The organism is Microbulbifer sp. A4B17, assembly GCF_003076275.1.
In the GTDB taxonomy this organism is placed as follows: Bacteria; Pseudomonadota; Gammaproteobacteria; order Pseudomonadales; family Cellvibrionaceae; genus Microbulbifer.
In genome coordinates this window covers 121,157-141,007 of sequence record NZ_CP029064.1, presented here as the reverse complement: position 1 = coordinate 141,007, position 19,851 = coordinate 121,157, and the positions used below count along the sequence as shown (strand labels likewise).

18 protein-coding genes are annotated in these 19,851 nt (G+C 44.8%); 4 read left to right on the top strand and 14 right to left on the bottom strand.

The window, feature by feature from the left end:
* Positions 1 to 19 precede the first annotated feature (19 nt).
* Together BTJ40_RS00655 and BTJ40_RS00650 are read left to right on the top strand one after the other, a co-directional pair.
* A complete protein-coding gene (locus tag BTJ40_RS00655) occupies positions 20 to 1,510 on the top strand; it encodes a C13 family peptidase (protein ID WP_108731308.1) in 1,491 nt (496 codons plus the stop codon).
* An 88-nt stretch (positions 1,511 to 1,598) separates the two neighbouring features.
* A complete protein-coding gene (locus BTJ40_RS00650) occupies positions 1,599 to 2,372 on the top strand; it encodes a TSUP family transporter (RefSeq protein ID WP_108731307.1) in 774 nt (257 codons plus the stop codon).
* A 97-nt stretch (positions 2,373 to 2,469) separates the two neighbouring features.
* On the opposite strand, the gene BTJ40_RS00645 is transcribed toward BTJ40_RS00650, so the two are convergent.
* The 10 genes from BTJ40_RS00645 to BTJ40_RS00600 all read right to left on the bottom strand — a co-directional run bounded on the left by BTJ40_RS00645 (position 2,470) and on the right by BTJ40_RS00600 (position 14,542).
* Entirely contained in the window at positions 2,470 to 3,699 is a 1,230-nt protein-coding gene (locus BTJ40_RS00645) for a glycosyltransferase family A protein (protein ID WP_157953844.1), read from the bottom strand.
* Positions 3,696 to 4,679 (bottom strand): glycosyltransferase family A protein, encoded by a 984-nt coding sequence (locus tag BTJ40_RS00640; protein WP_108731305.1) that lies wholly within the window; start codon positions 4,677 to 4,679, stop codon positions 3,696 to 3,698. Before BTJ40_RS00640 ends, BTJ40_RS00645 begins: the two co-directional genes overlap by 4 nt.
* 302 nt (positions 4,680 to 4,981) lie before the next feature.
* Positions 4,982 to 6,025 carry a DUF5700 domain-containing putative Zn-dependent protease gene (locus BTJ40_RS00635; RefSeq protein ID WP_157953843.1) on the bottom strand — a complete coding sequence of 348 codons (1,044 nt, stop codon included), beginning with the start codon at positions 6,023 to 6,025 and terminating at the stop codon, positions 4,982 to 4,984.
* A 383-nt stretch (positions 6,026 to 6,408) separates the two neighbouring features.
* Positions 6,409 to 8,193 (bottom strand): DUF885 family protein, encoded by a 1,785-nt coding sequence (locus BTJ40_RS00630; protein WP_108735114.1) that lies wholly within the window; start codon positions 8,191 to 8,193, stop codon positions 6,409 to 6,411.
* Positions 8,194 to 8,401: 208 nt separating this feature from the next.
* Positions 8,402 to 9,139 (bottom strand): YopT-type cysteine protease domain-containing protein, encoded by a 738-nt coding sequence (locus tag BTJ40_RS00625; protein WP_157953842.1) that lies wholly within the window; start codon positions 9,137 to 9,139, stop codon positions 8,402 to 8,404.
* An 885-nt stretch (positions 9,140 to 10,024) separates the two neighbouring features.
* Positions 10,025 to 10,810, bottom strand: coding sequence for a YopT-type cysteine protease domain-containing protein (locus tag BTJ40_RS00620; protein WP_157953841.1), 786 nt, complete (start codon positions 10,808 to 10,810; stop codon positions 10,025 to 10,027).
* A gap of 548 nt (positions 10,811 to 11,358) precedes the next feature.
* The gene (locus BTJ40_RS00615) at positions 11,359 to 12,366 is read right to left on the bottom strand and encodes a fumarylacetoacetate hydrolase family protein (protein WP_108731301.1); all 1,008 of its coding nucleotides are present in this window, start codon (positions 12,364 to 12,366) and stop codon (positions 11,359 to 11,361) included.
* Positions 12,363 to 12,923, bottom strand: a complete 561-nt coding sequence (locus BTJ40_RS00610) for a VOC family protein (RefSeq protein WP_108731300.1) — start codon at positions 12,921 to 12,923, stop codon at positions 12,363 to 12,365. Before BTJ40_RS00610 ends, BTJ40_RS00615 begins: the two co-directional genes overlap by 4 nt.
* 14 nt (positions 12,924 to 12,937) lie before the next feature.
* The gene (gene hppD, locus BTJ40_RS00605) at positions 12,938 to 14,017 is read right to left on the bottom strand and encodes a 4-hydroxyphenylpyruvate dioxygenase (protein ID WP_108731299.1); all 1,080 of its coding nucleotides are present in this window, start codon (positions 14,015 to 14,017) and stop codon (positions 12,938 to 12,940) included.
* A 273-nt stretch (positions 14,018 to 14,290) separates the two neighbouring features.
* A complete protein-coding gene (locus BTJ40_RS00600) occupies positions 14,291 to 14,542 on the bottom strand; it encodes a hypothetical protein (protein WP_108731298.1) in 252 nt (83 codons plus the stop codon).
* A gap of 348 nt (positions 14,543 to 14,890) precedes the next feature.
* Between BTJ40_RS00600 and BTJ40_RS00595 the strand changes: the two genes are divergently transcribed.
* Entirely contained in the window at positions 14,891 to 15,871 is a 981-nt protein-coding gene (locus BTJ40_RS00595; protein WP_108731297.1) for a calcium/sodium antiporter, read from the top strand.
* Between the two features lie 139 nt (positions 15,872 to 16,010).
* Positions 16,011 to 16,997 carry a glycerophosphodiester phosphodiesterase family protein gene (locus tag BTJ40_RS00590; RefSeq protein WP_108731296.1) on the top strand — a complete coding sequence of 329 codons (987 nt, stop codon included), beginning with the start codon at positions 16,011 to 16,013 and terminating at the stop codon, positions 16,995 to 16,997.
* A 6-nt stretch (positions 16,998 to 17,003) separates the two neighbouring features.
* Here BTJ40_RS00590 and BTJ40_RS00585 read toward each other — a convergent pair whose 3' ends face one another.
* The 4 genes from BTJ40_RS00585 to BTJ40_RS00570 form a co-directional block, all read right to left on the bottom strand.
* Entirely contained in the window at positions 17,004 to 17,324 is a 321-nt protein-coding gene (locus tag BTJ40_RS00585) for a chaperone modulator CbpM (RefSeq protein ID WP_108735113.1), read from the bottom strand.
* A 5-nt stretch (positions 17,325 to 17,329) separates the two neighbouring features.
* Entirely contained in the window at positions 17,330 to 18,283 is a 954-nt protein-coding gene (locus tag BTJ40_RS00580) for a DnaJ C-terminal domain-containing protein (protein ID WP_108731295.1), read from the bottom strand.
* Positions 18,284 to 18,424: 141 nt separating this feature from the next.
* A complete protein-coding gene (locus BTJ40_RS00575; RefSeq protein ID WP_202862845.1) occupies positions 18,425 to 18,793 on the bottom strand; it encodes a hypothetical protein in 369 nt (122 codons plus the stop codon).
* A gap of 419 nt (positions 18,794 to 19,212) precedes the next feature.
* Positions 19,213 to 19,776: a hypothetical protein gene (locus BTJ40_RS00570; RefSeq protein ID WP_108731294.1), complete on the bottom strand. Its 564-nt coding sequence runs from the start codon at positions 19,774 to 19,776 to the stop codon at positions 19,213 to 19,215.
* Between the last annotated feature and the right edge of the window lie 75 nt (positions 19,777 to 19,851).

Genomic DNA, 19,851 nt, shown 5'->3' with positions numbered 1-19,851 from the left:
CCGGACGCTGGATCATGGAATGAGATACACCTATTTAACGCCGTTTATGTTCTTACTCAGCGCCTGTGAACCAAGCCAGTTCGCAGGTGGTACCGCCTTGCCAGATGGCTCTGTTTACAAAGGCGAGATGCTTAACGGCCTGTTTCATGGGCCGGGTCAGCTCGAATGGCCCAATGGCAGCCATTATCGTGGCGACTTTCGAGAGGGTCGCATGACAGGTGAAGGTGAGTTAACTGGAAGTGATGGCTGTAGCTACGAAGGCGAGTTCCTCAACGGAGAGCTCCATGGCAAAGGCCGCTATAGCTGCGATGAAGCTGAGTGGGCGGGGGAATTCCTTGAGGGAGAGTTACAAAACGGTACCCTTAATTGGAATGATGGCGAAACTTACAGCGGCGAGTTTTTGAACTATAGCTTCCACGGCGAAGGCAAGCTCACAAAAGAAGATGGAAGCCTTTACCAAGGCACCTTTGAATACGGCACCTTAATACAGGGCAGCTATTCGGATAGTGAAGGCTATCGTTATACCGGCAGCTTCGAATACGGCTCCTACTCCGGCGAAGGTGAACTCACCCAGCCCGACGGCACGGTATTCCGTGCCACTTTTCGCTATGGAGAAGCAGAAGGCGAAGGTGTACGAATAAGTACGGATGCTGAAGGAAATACTACTGAGGAGTCTGGCTATTTCTCCGGAGGCATCTATTACCCCAGCGAAGACGCCTGGCGCGCACAGGCGAATATTCCTGGCGCCCAAGCAGAAGCCCGTCTCTATAGCGAGAGTGAGCGCTTACGAAATGCCATAGCCAGCCTCCCCTCGCAGAGGCCTGGCGTACGCGATATTTACACCCTGTTAGTAGGTGGTGATGGCACCTCACCAGTATTCGCCAGGGAGCTGGACTGGGTAGCGGAGCGCCTTGATGAAGCCTTCAGCATCGACCAACGTATGCTGCGCCTCAGTAACGGCGGCGGATACGGTTTCCCCCTGGCTACCCGCACCAGTATCCAGGAAAGCCTCAATGCTATTGATCAGTTAATGGCCCCCAAAGAAGATTTACTTCTGATACACCTGGTCAGCCATGGTGCTCGCAATGGAGATTTCAAAATTGCGGAGGGGGAAATTCCCCTAAACGATTTCTCACTGAAAGATGGGCGGCAATGGCTGGAAAATATTAACGCACAGTACCAATGGGTTATTGTTTCAGCCTGTTTTTCCGGTCAATGGATAGAAACCCTGAACAGCCCCAATAGGGTCATATTTACTTCAGCCGCTGCTGATCGCAGCTCCTTTGGGTGTAGCGATGATTCGGAACGCACCTGGTTTAGCTCAGCACTTTACGGTGAAGCCCTCAATCAGGGAGTCTACAACCCTGAGGCTTGGTTTGAAGCCGCCAAGTTAAAAGTAACTGAGATGGAGCAGGAACAAGGAATTAAAAAAAGTCGTCACTCCCTGCCCCAATATTCAGTAGGGGAGGATTTCCTGATATGGTGGCAAGAAAGCAATTCAACATATTAAATAAGGAACCCCTGCAAAAACCGGCCAATAAATTGTTGTTGGCATTTAACAAAATTACCACTAATTCCGGGCGAAAGGAGATACCTTCTTGGAGTTCGCTAGCTTCTCTATAGAGTTACTATTTGTTTTATTTTGCGTTGCAATTATTGCAGGTCTGCTTGATACACTGGCAGGCGGTGGTGGTCTGATAACCGTACCAGCCCTTATCCTTAGTGGAGTACCGCCACTAGCTGCTTTGGGCACCAATAAATTGCAAGGTAGTATTGGTACTGCGACAGCTACCTACATGATGTTAAAAAACAAAAAAATAAGTTGGGATAGGATCAAAAAGCTAATGCTATTTGCCTTTATTGGCGCAACCATGGGTACAATAGCAGTGCAATTTATAAATACTGATGTTTTGTCATTTATTATCCCTATCGTTCTTCTATTTATCGCTATTTACTTTATTTTTTCTCCATCACTAACACATAGTAGTGATAAACCCAAGATCTCAAACAAGAAATACCAATATGGAGTAATCCCACTTATTGGCTATTACGATGGTATGTTTGGTCCCGGGACAGGGTCATTTTTTGCTTTATCAGGTGTTGCCTGCCGGGGACAAGACCTACTGACCTCCACTGCCAACGCAAAACCACTCAATTTTTCCACCAACATCGCATCTTTAATTGTATTCTTATTTGCTGGGCAAATTTTATGGGTAGCAGGCATCTTGATGATGGCTGGGCAGGTTATAGGTGCATGGCTGGGATCTCACTTCTTATTTAAAATAAATCCCGGCTACTTGCGAGCACTGGTGGTTCTTATGTGTAGTGGAATGTTAATGAAGTATGCTCACTCTATGGGATGGATAAGCTAATTCCATTTAAAAATGTTACAGTAGCTTGTACATTTCATGAACTGATTCTTATCAGGCAGGCAATTACAATTGTTTACTGAGGTTTTAGAAAAGATTGTCAATGAACTTCTTTTCTAAGCTCCGTCAGTTCCTGCCTGATTTCATCCAGCTGCTTCAATGTCTGCTTCTCATGCTCCTCATTAATCATCGACATATACTGTTCGAATCTAGCTTGCTTAACCAAGTACTCCAACTTCTCAAGCAACTCACGATTGGAAACCCTCCCTTTGAATTTTTTTCCTATAAAATCAATAAGTGATTTGATCCAATCGGGAAGCCTGTAGTAAACAGGCTGAATCACCTTATTTATTGAGTATTTAACACCATTTTTGCGAACATATCGGGATAACTTGGTCGGTAATAATGTATAAAAAATATTAGCTGTCTTCGCCTTTTTACTGCAATTGGAATACCACTCTCTTAGCAGGCTCTGCTCACTTCTTTCAATTTGCAAGTTTGCAGAAACTCTGAAAAAATCTTTTTCGGTATATTTACTTATAAAGTTTGAGTTAACCACCAAATAACTTACTTTTTTATCACCATAGACAGGTCGCAACTTGAGTAAGTAGACCAACCAGCTTCCCAATAGATCGCTCTTGTAACCTGAGAAATTGACGTTATTATTTAGATAATCAAATAAAAAATCATATTGATTCACCAATTTCTGAAAAGTGCTCCCATTATTTATATCATTGGGATTAACCACACTATATGATCCACTTTCAAGAATAATCGATATAGATTTCGCTTTGAGCGTGGATACCCAATGCAAGATATGACTATTTACACAGGAATTCGAAGTGTAGCCAGATATTTTTTTATCATAGGCAAAGTCTCTGCGATAAAACCTCCTGATATTTTTGGAATTGCTCCCTAAAACAATCCTCTTCTTATCATTATAGGTGCCAGATAATTTAGGAAAATCACTATTATGATAAGAAAATACTATTTCGGGATCTTCGCCCTTAATGGCATTGTATAAACTACCAAGTATATTCGGATAAAAACAGTCATTCCCTTCTATAAATACTATATACTCTCCAAACGTATTTTTTATTCCAAATTCAAAAATAAACTGAGTGTCGACCTGAGGGGTATTTGGTATATCAATAAACCTGATTTTTGGTAATATTCTTAAGAAATCAATAACTCGACTCTGACTTTCATGCTTTTCTGACAACATTAAGACAAGAATTTCAACATCTTTGTATTGCTGTCGAACGATGCTTTGCAGGCAATTATTGAGATGGCTGTCATCCACCCTTGAAACAACAACGATTGATATCATACACATACCACCGATGTTCGGTATTCCAATACAGCATTAGCAATATCCGGATCTCTTTCAAAGAGCATCCTGTAGTCCATACAGGTCAATGATAGAAAAGATCTTGAAAAATTGACTTTAAAGTTAGCTCTATATTCTTCAGAGAGGTTTCGACAACACCAGTTAAACAGGCCCAACTTGAATTTTATATATAAGTGATAAAATCTTTCTCTAGCATTTAAATTTTTATTAAAGAAAGCTTCAAGCTCATCAAAAACCTGTAATATAGATGTACGTCTGCCATCTGAAACATTTGATAATCGGCTTTCTGTGGAATAAATATAATGAATACAAAATGGAGATTTAAATAATGCAAGATTTCTGGCGTTTACCAGCAAGTTCCAATGTGCCAGTACATCATTATGAACTGGTGTTGGCGAAAATCTCAGGGATATACTTTTTGCATAACTGGTTTTAATTAACTTATTCCAAGGATATGGGGTTAACAGGAGAATGGCATCAAAATCTAAAGCGGAAAATAGTCCATTACCAAAAGTATTATGAGATCTATAGAAAATTGAATGGTCATCCCCTGCCATCCCGAGATTTATTTTCTCGCCAGGAAATCTACATTGATAGGCCATCAACAAAACGTCACTATCGATTTTCGTAGCGATAGCGACGGCTCTATCCAGCGTACCAGGAATAATTACATCATCTGCATCAAAGAATAAAATAAGAGGTTCTGCTATCTGATCAAGAGCACGATTTCTACAGATACCTGCTCCCCTGTCACAATCATTTAAAAAAAGCTGGTGTGGGGTATTACTACTCTTTAGGAAATCAGTTGCTGAGGCAACTGTGCCATCGGAGGAATTGTCATCGGATAGATAAATTTTCACACTAACTCTATTATCTCTGATAATAGAACTTAATGTATTAACGATCTTCTCTTGCTCATTAAATGTTGGTATCACCACCCCAACTTGACAGTCAGGCATATAGGCTCTCTATATAGATAACGCTTTTACTTACAACCCTTAATTAAAACCATATAAAATATTTAATAGATTGTTTTATACACGCCATCTATGCAAATAAATTTGAATACAATCAATCCGAATAGACATCTAACTACTTAAAGTAGTCAGCGATACACACTTTTTCAACTCCATGAATAGATAATTTGCTACAGGAAGGAAATTATAAGAATATCTAGGTATATCACGAAAGAATTGGGCGACTATCATTTGTCGCCCAACTTAACTTATAGCTAATTTCAGTAGTTCTAATTAAGCACTCACTACATTGCCAAAATAATATCTTCAATCGATTTATCAAATCTTGTTAAATTTTTGCTTTTATCATCTTTATAAATGTCAATATAGGCTTTAAACATTGTAGAAGGGGAGTCCTTTAAAACTGAAATAAGAAACTCTCTGCCTTTAGCCTCCTCAATCGCACTACCGATATAGTAACCTACAAAGTAAAGTGGGCTATCCCATGCTCCAGAAAACCCTAGAGGATAGATTTTATTAAAGTCAATCTCAGGATCATTGCATCCGCGGAACAATATAACTTCAAATAGTGAAAAATTGTCATCTATACGCTGTAAATTCCTATTAAATTTTTTCTGGAACCAGGCAGTATAGTTCTTTCCTTCCACGATATTTAATGGCGAGCCAACAATAGACGCTATACCCTCTAGCCGAGTTTCATTTAAGACTTTTTCACAGATTGAGCCATGTTTTTCTTTTTTTCCATAAAAATTGGATTGAGCAATATGATATAACTCATGAATTGAAAGTGTCAGCAGGCCTTCATAATCTCCATTGAAATACTGCAATGCAATATAGAAATTACCATCTTTCGCCCAGCCATCAGAAGTGCCTCCTACAACGATGAAAATATTGGCATCAAAGGAAATGTCTTTAGGAGAGTAAGCTCCAATTCCCTTACGTATTTCATTTAAATATTGCTGAGGATCTTCTTTAAGAATACTGATAATACTTTCTACTTCAGGCAACTTCTCTTTAAGTTTTTGTAACCTGAAAGGATCATCTAAAAGCGGCTTTCCTTCTACCGCATCTATTAAACTTGATCTAAATAACTTCTCACTGGCTCTGCTATCAAACCTTGAAGTTTGATAGATTGTTGCCTGTATACCCGGCAAATTTACCAACTTTTCCAGTTGCTGGTCAGATACTTTATTCTCAGATAAAATATCAATTAACATCTCAGCGCTTTCAAAATCGATTGTTATATTAATAGATTCTTTTGGCGATGCCAAAGCTACGCAACTTAATAATGATAAAACTAAACAAAGTAACCACTTAAAATTATTCACTCTGGCCCTCAAAGAAATATAGAAAACAAGTCTAATTAATGGGGCTCTAAATAACCCCGTGATATCTCAAGCACTTCATTGCGAGTTGTGCCTAATAACTGCAACTTTTAAGATCCGAGAAGATATCTAAAGTTATGTATAAGCCCCTTAGATACATAAAAATATTGGATTTTTTTCGAGATATCATTAGATCTTGATTATTTATCAGGTCACCACTCGAATAAAGGACAATGATGTTGCATTTTCCGCCAGGCAGGAGGACATCAAGTATAAGTTATTCGAAAAGAAAACATTCTAGATTAGGTAAAATTTAGTCTTAAACAGTGAGTATCTTGTAATAGTACAACCCCACTCACAGCTTATGAACGGGGTCTGAGGCGGGATTAGGCTGACTTTTGCTCTTCAATAAAGTGCTGCATTTGCTCTTCCAGCATTGATAGAGGCAGAGCACCGTTACTTAACAAAGCATCGTGAAACGCTCGCAAATCAAACTTGTCACCAAGTTCTTTTTCCGCCTGGGCACGTAGCTGGCGGATTTTAATTTCACCCATTTTGTAGGACAGTGCCTGGCCCGGCCAGGAAATATAGCGATCGACCTCCGCACGCACATTAGCCGGGGATAGTGACGTATTATTGGAAAGGAAGTTTAATGCTTGCTGCCGCGTCCACCCCTGGGAGTGAATACCGGTATCGATCACCAAACGGGCAGCCCGCCACATTTCATAACTGAGTCGGCCAAAATGTTCATAGGGCGTCGTGTAAAGTCCCATTTCTTTGCCCAGTCGCTCGGAATACAAGGCCCAACCCTCTCCATAAGCACTTAAATAGAGGTTACGTCGAAAGTCTGGAACATTCTCCAGTTCTTGTGAGAGAGCGTTCTGTAAGTGATGACCTGGCACAGCCTCATGTAAGGTCAAAGCTGGCAGCTCATACAGTGGGCGCTGGTCCAGCCCGTGGGTGTTCAGCCAGTAGGCTCCGCCACGGGTACCACCTATGGCCGCTGGATTATATGAAGCCGTAGTGTAGTTGGGTGCTATTTCACTGGGAACTGGTACCACACCATAAGGCGTGCGCGGCAGCAGGTTAAAGAACTCCGGCAGTACATAGTCAATGCGCTTGGAGATATAGGCCGTTTCCTTGAGCAATTGTTCTGGTGTTTTGGCATAGAACTGTGGGTCTGTGCGCAGGAACTGGGTGAACTCAGTAAAGCTCCCTTTAAAGCCGGACTCCTTAATCAGCGCTTTCATCTCTGCGCGAATTCTCTTCACTTCAGCAAGACCTGTGCGATGAATCTCTGAAGGGTCCAGATCCAAGGTGACGAAGTAACGTATATTGTGCCGATAGTAGTCGCTACCACCGGGCATCTGCTCAGCACCCAACGTCTTACTGGCAGCCTTGAGGTAGTCGCCCTCAAGGAAATTCGCTACCCGTTCAAATGCGGGAATAGCTACTTGCTTAATCACCGCTAAGCCCTGCTCACGCAGGCGCTTCTGATCATCTGGCGCGATGGTTTGCGGCATCTCAGCAAAAGGCTTGTATAAACTGCTCTTACTGGGATCTTTATATACCTGGGCTCGAACGGTTGGCGCTATGCCTTGAACAACGATTTTTGGCAAGACAAAACCTGTACGGATACCCTCACGCATATTCGCGATATTTTCATCGAAATAGCGACCAAACTGACCAATGCGAGCGATATAGTCTTCATAATCGGCCGTATCCCTCATCGCCAACCCATGATTTGCTTCTAGCGCACTGGTGTAAAAACTCGAGAAGGTATTCAGGGGAATTCGATCGAGGAGCAGCTCTTTGGACTCAATCGAACTGGCGAGAACCCAGGAAAGAAGCTCACTATTAACACGATCCGAAGCACTCAACTTACTTTTGTCAATAGCTTTTAGGCGTACGATAAAAGCCTTCTCGGCCTTAATACGACGCTTTCGATCTTCGGCAGTTACTCTTGGCAACTCGCGGTTATAATCGGAAACGCCAACCCTGCCAGCAATAATAGGGTCCTCTCTCAGCGTGTACTGCCAGTGGTCGGCAATAACGTCCTGTAACTCTTTAGTGGCAGTCACAGCCCAAGCCGAAGGTATTAAGAGGCTGGCGGCAATAATCGACCCCGCTAGGGACTTTAGGTAATAGGTAAGTGATCTCTTGGGTTTCACCCTGGGCTCCATAGTGCTGTTGGTATCCAAAAAGAACAACAGAACTTGCTCTATTGGTTACCCTACGAGACTGTAGGGATGGCAAGCTTGTGCCAGCACTATACACGAAGGATGGACGATGGGGGCTCGGCGGGATAAACATACCGCCAAAGGATAGGTGGAGGAATAGAATTCCATCCACCCACCAGTAAGGCAGTTTATTGGCTACTCAGGTTGCATGTGCATAACAGCGCACGTCATAGCTTCCGCTCAGGCCAATGGCATACATAGAGGTATTCCAGAAGGAGTTTACAAACCAGTTGCGGAATGCGTTCTTAGTTGGGAACCAGAACTCTCCAAAATTTGGGTCGAAAAATAGCACGTCCTCTGCAACCCAGGCTGCCATAGCATGGGCACCCACCTTACCCGAAATACCGATTTTCTTGTAAGAACCAGCACTTCTTGTCGGCTCTCTAATAATTTCATCGGCAAGCGCCGCAGAGTTGCGCATGGTAGTTTGCCCTTGATCCAAGCGGGGGCCTGTAACAACGTGAATTTGACGCCGACCATTTGGCCCAGCGATACCTACACCGCCATTATTTTGCAATGGCAGAACATTGTGAGATTGCAACCATGCCTCAGAAACCTGGTCTTGATTGGGTGCATTTCCACCAATCTGATGCAGGGTCATTACATGAAAAAGATGCTGTTCACTCAGTGCACCGTTGGGAAAGAGCCAATTCCAAAGGCTATCATCCTCTGCGTGAAATTTAATCCAGTGCGCGCTAAGAGATTCACAGACGCCACCAGCTGTATCCTGATGTATGGTGATCTGTGCCTTTACCGGATCTAAACACTGACTGAAATTATATTGAAGCGTGCCGCCGTGTTGGGCCACAGATCTCTGAACAGGTCCAACCCGTGTTCCGGTAAGTGCAAGTACTGTTTTATCAAACCAAATCGGCATATCCATTTCTCCTGTATTCAGAAAATAAAAACACTTTTTCAATGATCAGTTAATTAATTCTGAGAAGTGCTTTCCGGTGTATGCGTTAAATTGAAACAGAAAAATTACAAGTCAGATAGGTGTATAAATTTTTATAAAATCGACTCTGGCACTTTTTATCAGCACAATAAATCGCAAGGTTAAATTGGCTCTGGCACGAATTTTAATTTGACTCTGGCACTATTTTTTATCGACAAGGACACCATTCCATGCCACTACAAATTCCTCATGGGTTTAGACTCAACTCCTTGCGCTAGTCAGTTCAGGCTCTATCTTAAAATTGACTCTGGTACTATTTTTTGGATAAAAAAATACTCATTTTGCGAGCTACCTTCTTTACAACCGTTTATTTTTTGTAATAGATGACACCTGGTTCATATGTTTAAATGCAAGCGAACACAGAAACATCTATAATCGCAATTGAAAGTCACACCGTCAGCAATTGGCGATACAGCTGAAAGTGACTATCGGAAAAAAGGCAGCCGGGGGGAAGACCCGGCTGCCGAGCGCCCATGGGGGAAGGGCAGAGAGGGGAAAACTGGTAGTGTGCTGCTACCGCTGGCAACGCCACTGAAAACCTGGCAAAAGTACAGTCAAGAGATACTATCTTGTAGCAATCAACACCGGAGGTTCTGGCCGAGAATTAACTCCCTTACCAAAACATTGGGAGATAAAATACCGCTTTGCCCTTTTACCCGGCGGGAGTATGGACTCTATAAATGTAATTTTTGCCTCAATCGTATGAGAATATTCTATGAAACATAGCCCCAATTAAAATAATAAATACGATAACGTAAATTAAATGTCAATTGGAGCTCAAGCTAAAAATAATTTATCTCTTCAGCATTATGCTCGAGACGAATAAGTGAAGATTTCATAAGCTCCACTCAAGCCTAAAGCGTATGAAGAACTAAACCAGAAACTTTGGGTAAACCAGTTAACAAAATCAGTTTTTGTTGAAAAATAAAACTCACCAAAATTTGGATCAAAGAATGAAATATCTTCCGCTACCCAAGCACTCATTGTGTGCATAAATCCAAAAACAGTACTTTCAATAGATATTTTTTTATAGACTCCGGAGGTTTTCCTACCGCTTCGGGTATCGCTGTGAGGCGCACCCCCATGATCCAAAATAATTTCTCGCGCCAGAGCATTAGCATTACATAGAGCACTCGTACCGGTGGAAATTCGATTTTGGTTATAGCCTCTAATTTGACGTCCACCCCGACCATTTGGAAGCGTATACTGGAATGCACTATATTTAGCCGGCAATATGTTTTGCCCCTGTAACCAAAGTTCAGTTACCGTATCTTGATTTTGATGAGGAGGCGGATTAATTCCTTGACGCTGTAACGCCATTACCTGATTTAAGTTACCTACATTTAAAACGCCATCAGGTTTTAACCAGCTCCATAAATCATTCCCGTCAGCATGATGTTTAATCCAAAATGCTGCTAATGCTTCACAAATACCACCGCAGGTAGCGGCATTGGAAGTAATATGGCTATAAATTGGATCTTCACACTGACTAAAAGGAATATACGCTCCATTATATGTAATTACAGACTGTTGCACCGCTGGAACACGCGTTGCCGTTAGGTTCAAAACAACCTTATCAAGCCACATTGGCATTTTTAAATCCCTCATTTTTATTAGGTAAAAGAGACGCTCATAAAATCCTTTTATTGAGAACCGTGGGAGTTTTTGGAACGCCGTCAAAAATTTGGACCGCATTGAAGCAGATAAATACCCAGAGAAATAGGCAAGAAAAAAAATTATTAAATCGACTCTGGCACTATTTTTGGGCGAGGCATTAGTATTAGATTTGCAGTGAGGAAAAAAGGATGGCTAACCAAGAACATTTGGCTAATGGGAATAGTTTAATAAATTCCCTACATGAAAATCTTATCCTTAGCGTATAACGAGAGGAATTACCATTTGCATTAAGAATATATACAAAACCAGCCAGTTTTTTAATTGTACAAAAAGGCAACCGTTAGCTGGTGTTGTGTCAGATAAAAATAGCCATGGCTCCATTACAGCGGTAAAAATTTATATTTATTTAATATCACTAAAACGGAAAAAAGTTTTCCTGAAATGGACCATTTATGCATCATGCTAAAAAACCAACCAAACCTTTACCATAATAGTTATTATTTGGTTGGTTTTTTAAAACCTGATTAAGCCTGCTCTACAATCTGTTCAATACGGCCAAAAATAGACTGACCTTGATCATCGAGCATTTCGATGGCGATGGTATTTCCAAAGTCCATAAATGGCGTGCTTGCAGAGCCATTCTGAATGGTCTCAATCATGCGAATTTCAGCAATGCAGCTGTAACCAACACCACCCTCTGCAACAGGCTTACCGGGGCCGCCATCCAACTTATTGGACACTGTTCCAGAGCCAATAATGGTGCCTGCACAAAGAGGACGGGTTCTGGCCGCGTGGGCAACCAATTGTCCGAAGTGGAAAGTCATATCCACACCGGCATTGGGCTCGCCAAACTTCTCGCCGTTCAGGTGGGAAAGCAATGGCAGGTGCAGTTTGCCCTCGCGCCAGTTTTCACCCAGCTGCTCGGGAGTGACACACACCGGTGAGAAAGCACTGGAGGGTTTGGACTGGTAGAAACCAAATCCCTTGGCCAGCTCCGCTGGAATCAAACCGCGCAGGGACACATCGTTGACCAGCATCACCAGCTTGATATGAGACAGTGCATCCTCGGCAGATACTCCCATAGGGACATCGTCAGTGATCACGGCAATTTCTGCCTCGAAGTCGATGCCAAAGCCATTGCTTTGCGGCATCTTTACCGGCTCGCGTGGATCCAGGAAGGTATCGGAACCACCTTGATACATGAGCGGATCGCTGTAGAAGCTCTCCGGCACCTCGGCACCGCGGGCTTTGCGCACCAGCTCAACATGATTCACATAAGCACTACCGTCGGCCCAGTGATATGCGCGCGGTAAAGGCGAAGCACACAGAGTTTGGTCAAAGGCTTCCCCTTGAATCTCACCATTTTGCAGGCGCTCGTGTAACTTCTCCAACTCGCCGCTGACTGATGCCCAATTGTCCAACGCACTCTGCATGGTGGGGGCAATATCGCCAGCTGGCACCATACGGGTAAGATCGTCGCTAACAACAACCAATTGGCCATCGCGGCCGGATTTAAGGCTCGCTAACTTCACTGTGCCTCCCCTTCAGTTTTTTCCACAAATTCTTCTTCCCCATGCATCCAGGCGGCGTGCCTTGGGGCTTTTTTAGTACGCGACCACTCTTCCAACATATCCTCAGCAACCCGCTTCAGCTCTTTGTGCATACCAGGCTTGGCGGTATTGGCGGCCAGCTCAATACGATGGCCGTTGGGGTCGAAGAAGTAGATCGACTGGAAGATAGTGTGATTGGTAGGGCCGAGTACGTCGACCCCGGCCGCTTCCAGTCGTGCTTTGGTCTCAAGCATTTCATCCATGGACTCCACTTCGAAAGCGATATGCTGCACCCATTTGGGTGTGTTCTCATCGCGCCCCATCTCCGGGGAGTTGGGGATTTCGAAGAAGGCAAGCACATTCCCCATACCCGCATCCATAAAGACGTGCATGTAAGGGTCCGGCTCACCGGTTGAGGGTACCTCGTTTTCGGCAATGGCCAACTGGAAGTCCATGCCGAGAAGATCGCGGTAGAATTCCACTGTCTCCTTGGCGTCCCTACAGCGATACGCCACGTGGTGAATGCGCTTAATGCCCATTGAAGCCTCCGTTATTATTCCTTTTCTTTAATGACGCCACGCTTGAGCTGGTCGCGCTCAATGGATTCGAACAGGGCCTTAAAGTTACCCTCACCAAACCCTTCATCTTCCTTGCGCTGGATAAACTCAAAGAATACCGGGCCGAGCATATTGGCGGAGAAAATCTGTAGCAGCAGGCGTGGTTGGCCGCCCTCGGTGGTGCCATCCAGCAGGATGCCACGGCTCTGGAATTCTTCAGTAGGTTCACCGTGCCCAGGCAGGCGCTCTTCCAGCATTTCGTAGTAAGTGTCCGGCGGCGGAGTCATAAACTCCATGCCGCGCTCTTTCAGGCGATCCCAACAGGCGATCAAGTCGTCACAGGCAAAAGCGATATGCTGGATACCTTCGCCGTTGTACTTCATCAGGAACTCTTCGATCTGGCCACCGCCACCAGCTGCTTCTTCGTTCAGCGGAATACGGATCTTGCCATCCGGTGCAGTCATCGCCTTGGACAGCAGGCCGGTGTATTCGCCTTTGATATCGAAGTAACGAATCTCGCGGAAATTGAACAGGTCTTCGTAATACTTGGCCCAGTAATCCATACGACCGCGATACACGTTGTGGGTAAGGTGATCCAGAGTGTGGAAACCACAACCTTCGGGGCGGCGCTCTGCGCCCTCTTCCCAGATAAAGTCAATATCGTAGATGGATTCACCGTCTTCGTAGCGGTCGATCATATAAAGGGTCGCGCCGCCAATACCTTTAATTGCCGGCAGGTGCAGCTCCATCGGGCCAGTATTCACATGGACTGGCTGCGCACCTTTACGCAGGGCTTCTTCGTAGGCGAATTTGGAATCTTTTACGCGGAAAGCCAGACCGCAGGCGGAGGGGCCATGTTCCTGAGCGTAGTAGTAGGCGTGACTGTTGGGCTCGTAGTTGGTGATAAAATTGATATCACCCTGGCGCCACAGCTCGACATCTTTGGAGCGGTGACGGGCGATTTTCTCAAAGCCCATGGCGGCAAAAACGGTTTCAAGGATGCCTTTTTCCGGCGCAGTAAATTCTACGAATTCGAATCCGTTCAGTCCCATCGGGTTTTCAAATAAGTCGGCCATGCGGTCCTCCATTTCTTATCATCGCGGTACCTCATAACAGAGCCGCGGATTGTGGATTTAAAGCGCAAACGAAGTTAGTTGCAGATGTAACTAATGTCAAGAAACTCTGAATCAGCTAGTAAATGGGTACTGCAAGAGGTTCTTTAGTCACTACTTGCTAATTTTAATGCTCTGAGGAGTGACCTGCTGACAGAGGGTCTTTGGACAGGACTGGAAGAGCAAATTGTAGAAGGGTGCGTCACAAAGATTGTGTCACACCCCTCACAACCAGCTTTATTTACGGGCGCATTTACCGGTATCGGTATGACACATGTGATCCTTGTGAAATTTACCGGTCATCTGATCGCATTGGGATTTGGTCACATCGCCAGCACAGGCGTTTTCGGCATGCTGGCAGCAACCTGTTTCAGTGGCACCCATCCCTTGACCGCTGTTCATCCCTTCATCTTTCTTGCGCTGTTCGCAGGCAGATAGGGTCAAAACCATCGCCGCGGCCAGTATCCCAACTGATGCTTTGAGTCTCATAAGGCCTCCTAAATAACCGGCTTAGCAGCCGGTGACATGGATATCGCGGAATCTGCCGCGCATTGCTTTGTGCGACCCGCGTAGATTTACCCGACATCTCCACCAGCTGAGGGATATTGCGACTGGGCGCGCCACCCCATTGCCACCCTGCAGATTTACCGGGCCATGCATTGACTGTAGCCTACACTGGCAGCGAAACCATCTGACTGACGGGACATTTGCGTTAATTTGTCCCTGATATCCCATCCACATAACTGAATACCTTTTTGTATTTGCCAGAGCCGGTACAATCGGCCCCCGTTTGTCGGGTAAAGACCCCGGCTGGAATGTATTTATTGAGGAACCCTTATGCTTCTCGCCGCTCTTGCCATCATTGCCGGCTTTATTGTGCTGGTCTGGAGTGCCGACCGCTTTGTGGATGGGGCTGCCGCCACCGCTAAACACTGCGGCATGCCCACACTGTTAATTGGTATGGTGATCGTCGGCTTCGGCACTTCCGCCCCAGAGATGGTGGTATCAGCCATCGCCGCATTGAATGGCAACCCCGGCCTGGCTCTGGGTAATGCCTACGGTTCCAATATCGCTAATACCGGCCTGATTCTGGGCTTCAGTGCGCTGCTGATTCCTCTCTCAGTTCATTCAAAAATCGTACGCAAGGAACTACCGCTGTTGCTGGCGATCACCCTGCTCAGTGGCGCCTTCCTGTGGAATGATCGCTTGGAGCGCTGGGAGGGCATTGTTCTGTTATTCGGTTTCTTCGCCTTGATCGGCTGGAGTATCTTTTCTGCCATGCGCAATAAAGGTGACCAGCTTGAGGGCGAAGTAGAAACTGAGCTGGAAGACAACCCTATGCCACTCGGAACTGCCATATTTTGGTTGGTAGCAGGTCTGGTGCTATTGATTGTCAGCTCCCGAATCCTCGTATGGGGAGCAGTAACCATTGCCGAGTCTTTGGGGGTCAGTGATCTGGTGATAGGCCTGACTATTGTTGCCCTGGGAACCTCACTGCCGGAGCTTGCCGCAACCTTAGTGGCGGCCCGAAAAGGAGAGCACGATATCGCCATCGGCAACGTTGTCGGCTCCAATATGTTTAATCTTCTGGCGGTAGTTGGCATTGCCGGCACCATTGCTCCCATGGCCAACGTACCCCACGAGGTGCTGTCCCGCGACTGGCCGATGGTTCTGGGCCTCACAATTGCCCTGTTTATTTTTGCCTACGGCTTCAAAGGGCAGGGCCGGATCAATCGCTGGGAGGGAGCCGCCCTGTTATTGGCCTACCTCGTATATACCGGCTACCTGGTGGGAACCATTACCAAAGCCGCACTCTGATAATTTTTTTGGGGGGGGGTGCACCACCCCAGACCCACCGTCCGAATTCGCCATAATTCACCTTATCAGCGCCCGGTTCTCTGTCCCTAAACCCGCTAATATTGGCATCACTTTCAGGCAAAAGTGGCAGGGAAGCCAAATGAAAAGAAGCGCCATTATCAAAATCAGCGCATTGCTTACTCTGTTCGGTCTCGGTGCTATTTACCTACTTAATGCCTCCTGGCTGGCACCGCCCCCCCAAGGCCAGCCCATCCTGATTTCTCATCGCGGTGTCTATCAAACTTATAATCGCGATAATTTGGGTCGTGACGACTGCACAGCAGTTCACATATATCCCCCGGAACACCGCTACCTGGAAAATACTATTCCCTCTATGGAGGCCGCCTTTTCCCATGGTGCGGACATTGTCGAAATCGATATTCACCCCACCACTGATGGTGACTTCGCGGTGTTTCACGATTGGACCCTTGACTGTCGCACGAACGGGAAAGGCGTCACCCGGGAACAATCCATAGAGGATTTAAAGAAGCTGGATATTGGTTACGGCTATACCTTTGATGGCGGCAAGACATTTCCCTTTCGTGGCCAAGGAGTGGGCTTACTTCCCACTTTAAAAGAGGTTTCGCTGCACTTTCCCGGTAAGCAGTTTCTGATCAATATTAAGAGTAATAATCCAACAGAAGCAGATCGACTGGATAACTATCTTCGCCAACACCAATTGCCTATTAATTCCCGGCTAATGGTCTACGGTGGCGATCGTCCAATTAAAAGGATACGGCAATTGCGGCCAAGTGCATTGGCCTTCAGCAAGACAAGTGCCAAACAATGTGCTCTGCGATATTTACTGTTCGGTTGGAGCGGTTACTTTCCCGAGGCTTGCCGCAACAGCATTGTTATTGCACCCAATACCTGGCGATGGGCTTTGTGGGGTTGGCCCAATCGTTACTCTGAACGAGTAGCCAAAGCCAATAGCTTAGTGATGGCAGTAGACAATAAAAATGGCAAGCGAGGCTTGCCTGGTATTTACACACCTGAAGAACTCAGTTTTCTACCCAAAGGTTACAGCGGGGCTATTTGGATTGAGAAGATTGAGGTTATTGGCCCATACCTGCAAGGAAAGCAGTAGATAGTGTTAGCGTTTCCGACCTTTCTCCAGCCGTGCCAGATGCGCCTGAAGACGCTCTATCTCATCCAGCAACTCTATTGCCAGTGCAGCGCCGGCAAGATTTACCCCTAAATCTCGCTCCAGGCTATATACTCGACGTACTCTACGTACACAAATACCACTGAAGCGCCATTGCAGTTCCCTGCTGCGCGGCTCGATAACCCCCTCTTCTACCAACGCAATAATCCGCTCCGCCGGCACACCACAGGCCCGACACAACTCACTCAGGGTTAACTCACTCTCTTCATCCAGGAGAACACCGCTAAGCTGTTCAACCTTTTTAGGCATCACAATTATCCTCCCATGGACTGGCGCGGATTGAAGTTGAATGCATCACCAAACTGACGATATGCATCTCGCTCCTTATCGCTAGTCGCCGGCGGTGTTACTGTTTGCATCACTATATACAAATCACCTGGCTGCTTTGCCGGGACACCACGGCCCTTGAGGCGCAGCTTTTTACCATTTGTACTGTTGGCTGGAATTGTCACTTTAAGGGGGCCATCGGGAGTAGGCACCTGAACCTTGGCCCCGAGTGTTATCTCCCAGGGCGCCAAAGGCAGGTCCAGGTAAACGGTTTTACCTTCTGTATGGAAAAGGGGATGGGGATTAAAAGCAATTTCCAGGTAGAGATCACCGGGCTTACCTTCACCAATACCTGGCTCGCCTTGCCCGGCCAAACGGATCTGTTGTCCCTCTGTGATCCCTTTGGGAATTTTAATATTAAGTGTTCGCTCACGTAATTGAGGCCGGCCATCTGCCCCCAACACTGAGTGCTTTAAGGTCACTTGGCGCGTGCCGCCACGATAACTGTCTTCCAAGTCTATGGTGATGCGGGCATAGGTATTTTCCCCTTGAGCACTATAGGAACGGCGTTGTCCGTGCCCATAAGTTTGGCGGAAGCCGCCGCGCCCAAACAGGCTCTCAAAGAAGTCACTAAAAGCCTCCGGATCAGCTTCGGTGTATCCACCACCATGGAACTCAAAGCCCTGATCCCAGTTAGGTGGTGGCCGGAAATCCTGCCCAGACTGAAAGCCACTACCAAGCTGATCGTAAGCAGCTCGTTTCTCCGGGTCTTTTAGAACCTCATAAGCTTCATTAACTTCTTTAAAGTGCTCTTCAGCGCCCTCTTCTTTACTGACATCGGGATGATATTTGCGCGCCAACTTTCGATAGGCACGCTTAACCTGAGCCTGATCTGCACCACGATCCAGGCCGAGTATTTTGTAATAGTCCTTGTATTCCATGGCTTTAATAAAAGCCGATGACGGGGATATTCGCCATATATTTATAGCGATATAGCGGGCAAAAATATTATTTGAAATTCAAGATTTTAACTGAAAAAAATATATTGGCGCCGTTCGAATAAACGGCGCCAATATGAGAGGTTAATAACCTGTCTCATAAGTCATTGAGCCAGTCAGATACTCAATAGATCCATCTGTATAGTGAATATACACTTCAGCCGGATTTGAAGCATAAGCACGCACGGTCACAGAACAAGACAACCCAGAACTGCAACCCTCAATCCAGTTCACATAATCTATAGACTTTGTAATATTTGTTATTTCCCAGTTTCCAGAAGTCGATGATCCAAAACTGAAATCAAAACCACCACAAAAATTTGTCCCATTGCCGAATTCAAATCCCCCAGACTTAACATAAATTGTGCATTCCAAGTCTGCAGAAAAAGCAGGCTGTGTAACTACCGGACCTACTAGCAAAGAAAATATTATTAATAATTTTTTGATGTTCATGTATATCACCTTAAAAATATTATGTATTTATTGGCACTCACAAAACAATCAACAACACCAGAGATGTTAACACCGCCAATAAGTGCTTCCCATAACAAAAAAATGAAAATTAAAAAAACAACATGAACCAACCTTCAATTTCAGGCGATTATTATTTATTAATATCAAACGCTATAAACAGCGCCTAACACTACACAAAAAAGAATAAATAAGTTCAAACAGGAGACATCTGAAACAACCCTAACAACAAGCATTATTAGAATAATATCGATAATAAAAATGAGTATTTGGAGACAGAAAAATAAAGAACTTATCACTTACCTTAAATCTATTGAAACATAATAAGCATATAGGTTCTGCTGTATTTATTACCTAAGGAATCTAATCCCCCCCTGCAAAAACTTGACATCTATTAGTATTTATCTTTCAGCAGAGTAAGGATCTTCTGCATTTAAATACGCCAAAATATCGATCCTTTGCGCTTCTTCATACAGCCATTTTCTTACTTCCTTTACTTTTCCATAAAGCTCATCACCAAATTTACTTCTATACCTTTCAGAGAAAGTTTCATGAGCCTTGCTTTCTCTTATTTTTTTCTGCCATTCATGAGTAACTAAAAAGTTAAGTGAGCCAGCAAGTCCTTCAAGTTTCAGCAGATCCCATTCGCCTTTATCTAACCAAACTCCACCGACAACAGTGCTGTAATCAATACGATGCTCACTACTAGCTATAATTTTTATCTTTTGCATTATGGAGCCAGACACCGGGCACAAGATAGCTCGCTTAGTATCTTCGGCAATCACATCATTAAGATTACTAACATCTTCTGAAAATTTGTATTCAGGATTTTGTATTTTCCAACTTAGGTAATCTTCAATAAGAATCCAGTTACCCTCACAGGAAGAACAAGTATACGCACGAAATAACTCTTCGATAAATCCTGACTTAAGAACGCCATTTTTACAGCTGGTACAGCGCTTCATATATTTCACCTTTAAAACAATTAACCCGGGTCTGCATATTTAGATCCGGGTTAAGGGAATTATTTATTTCTATAT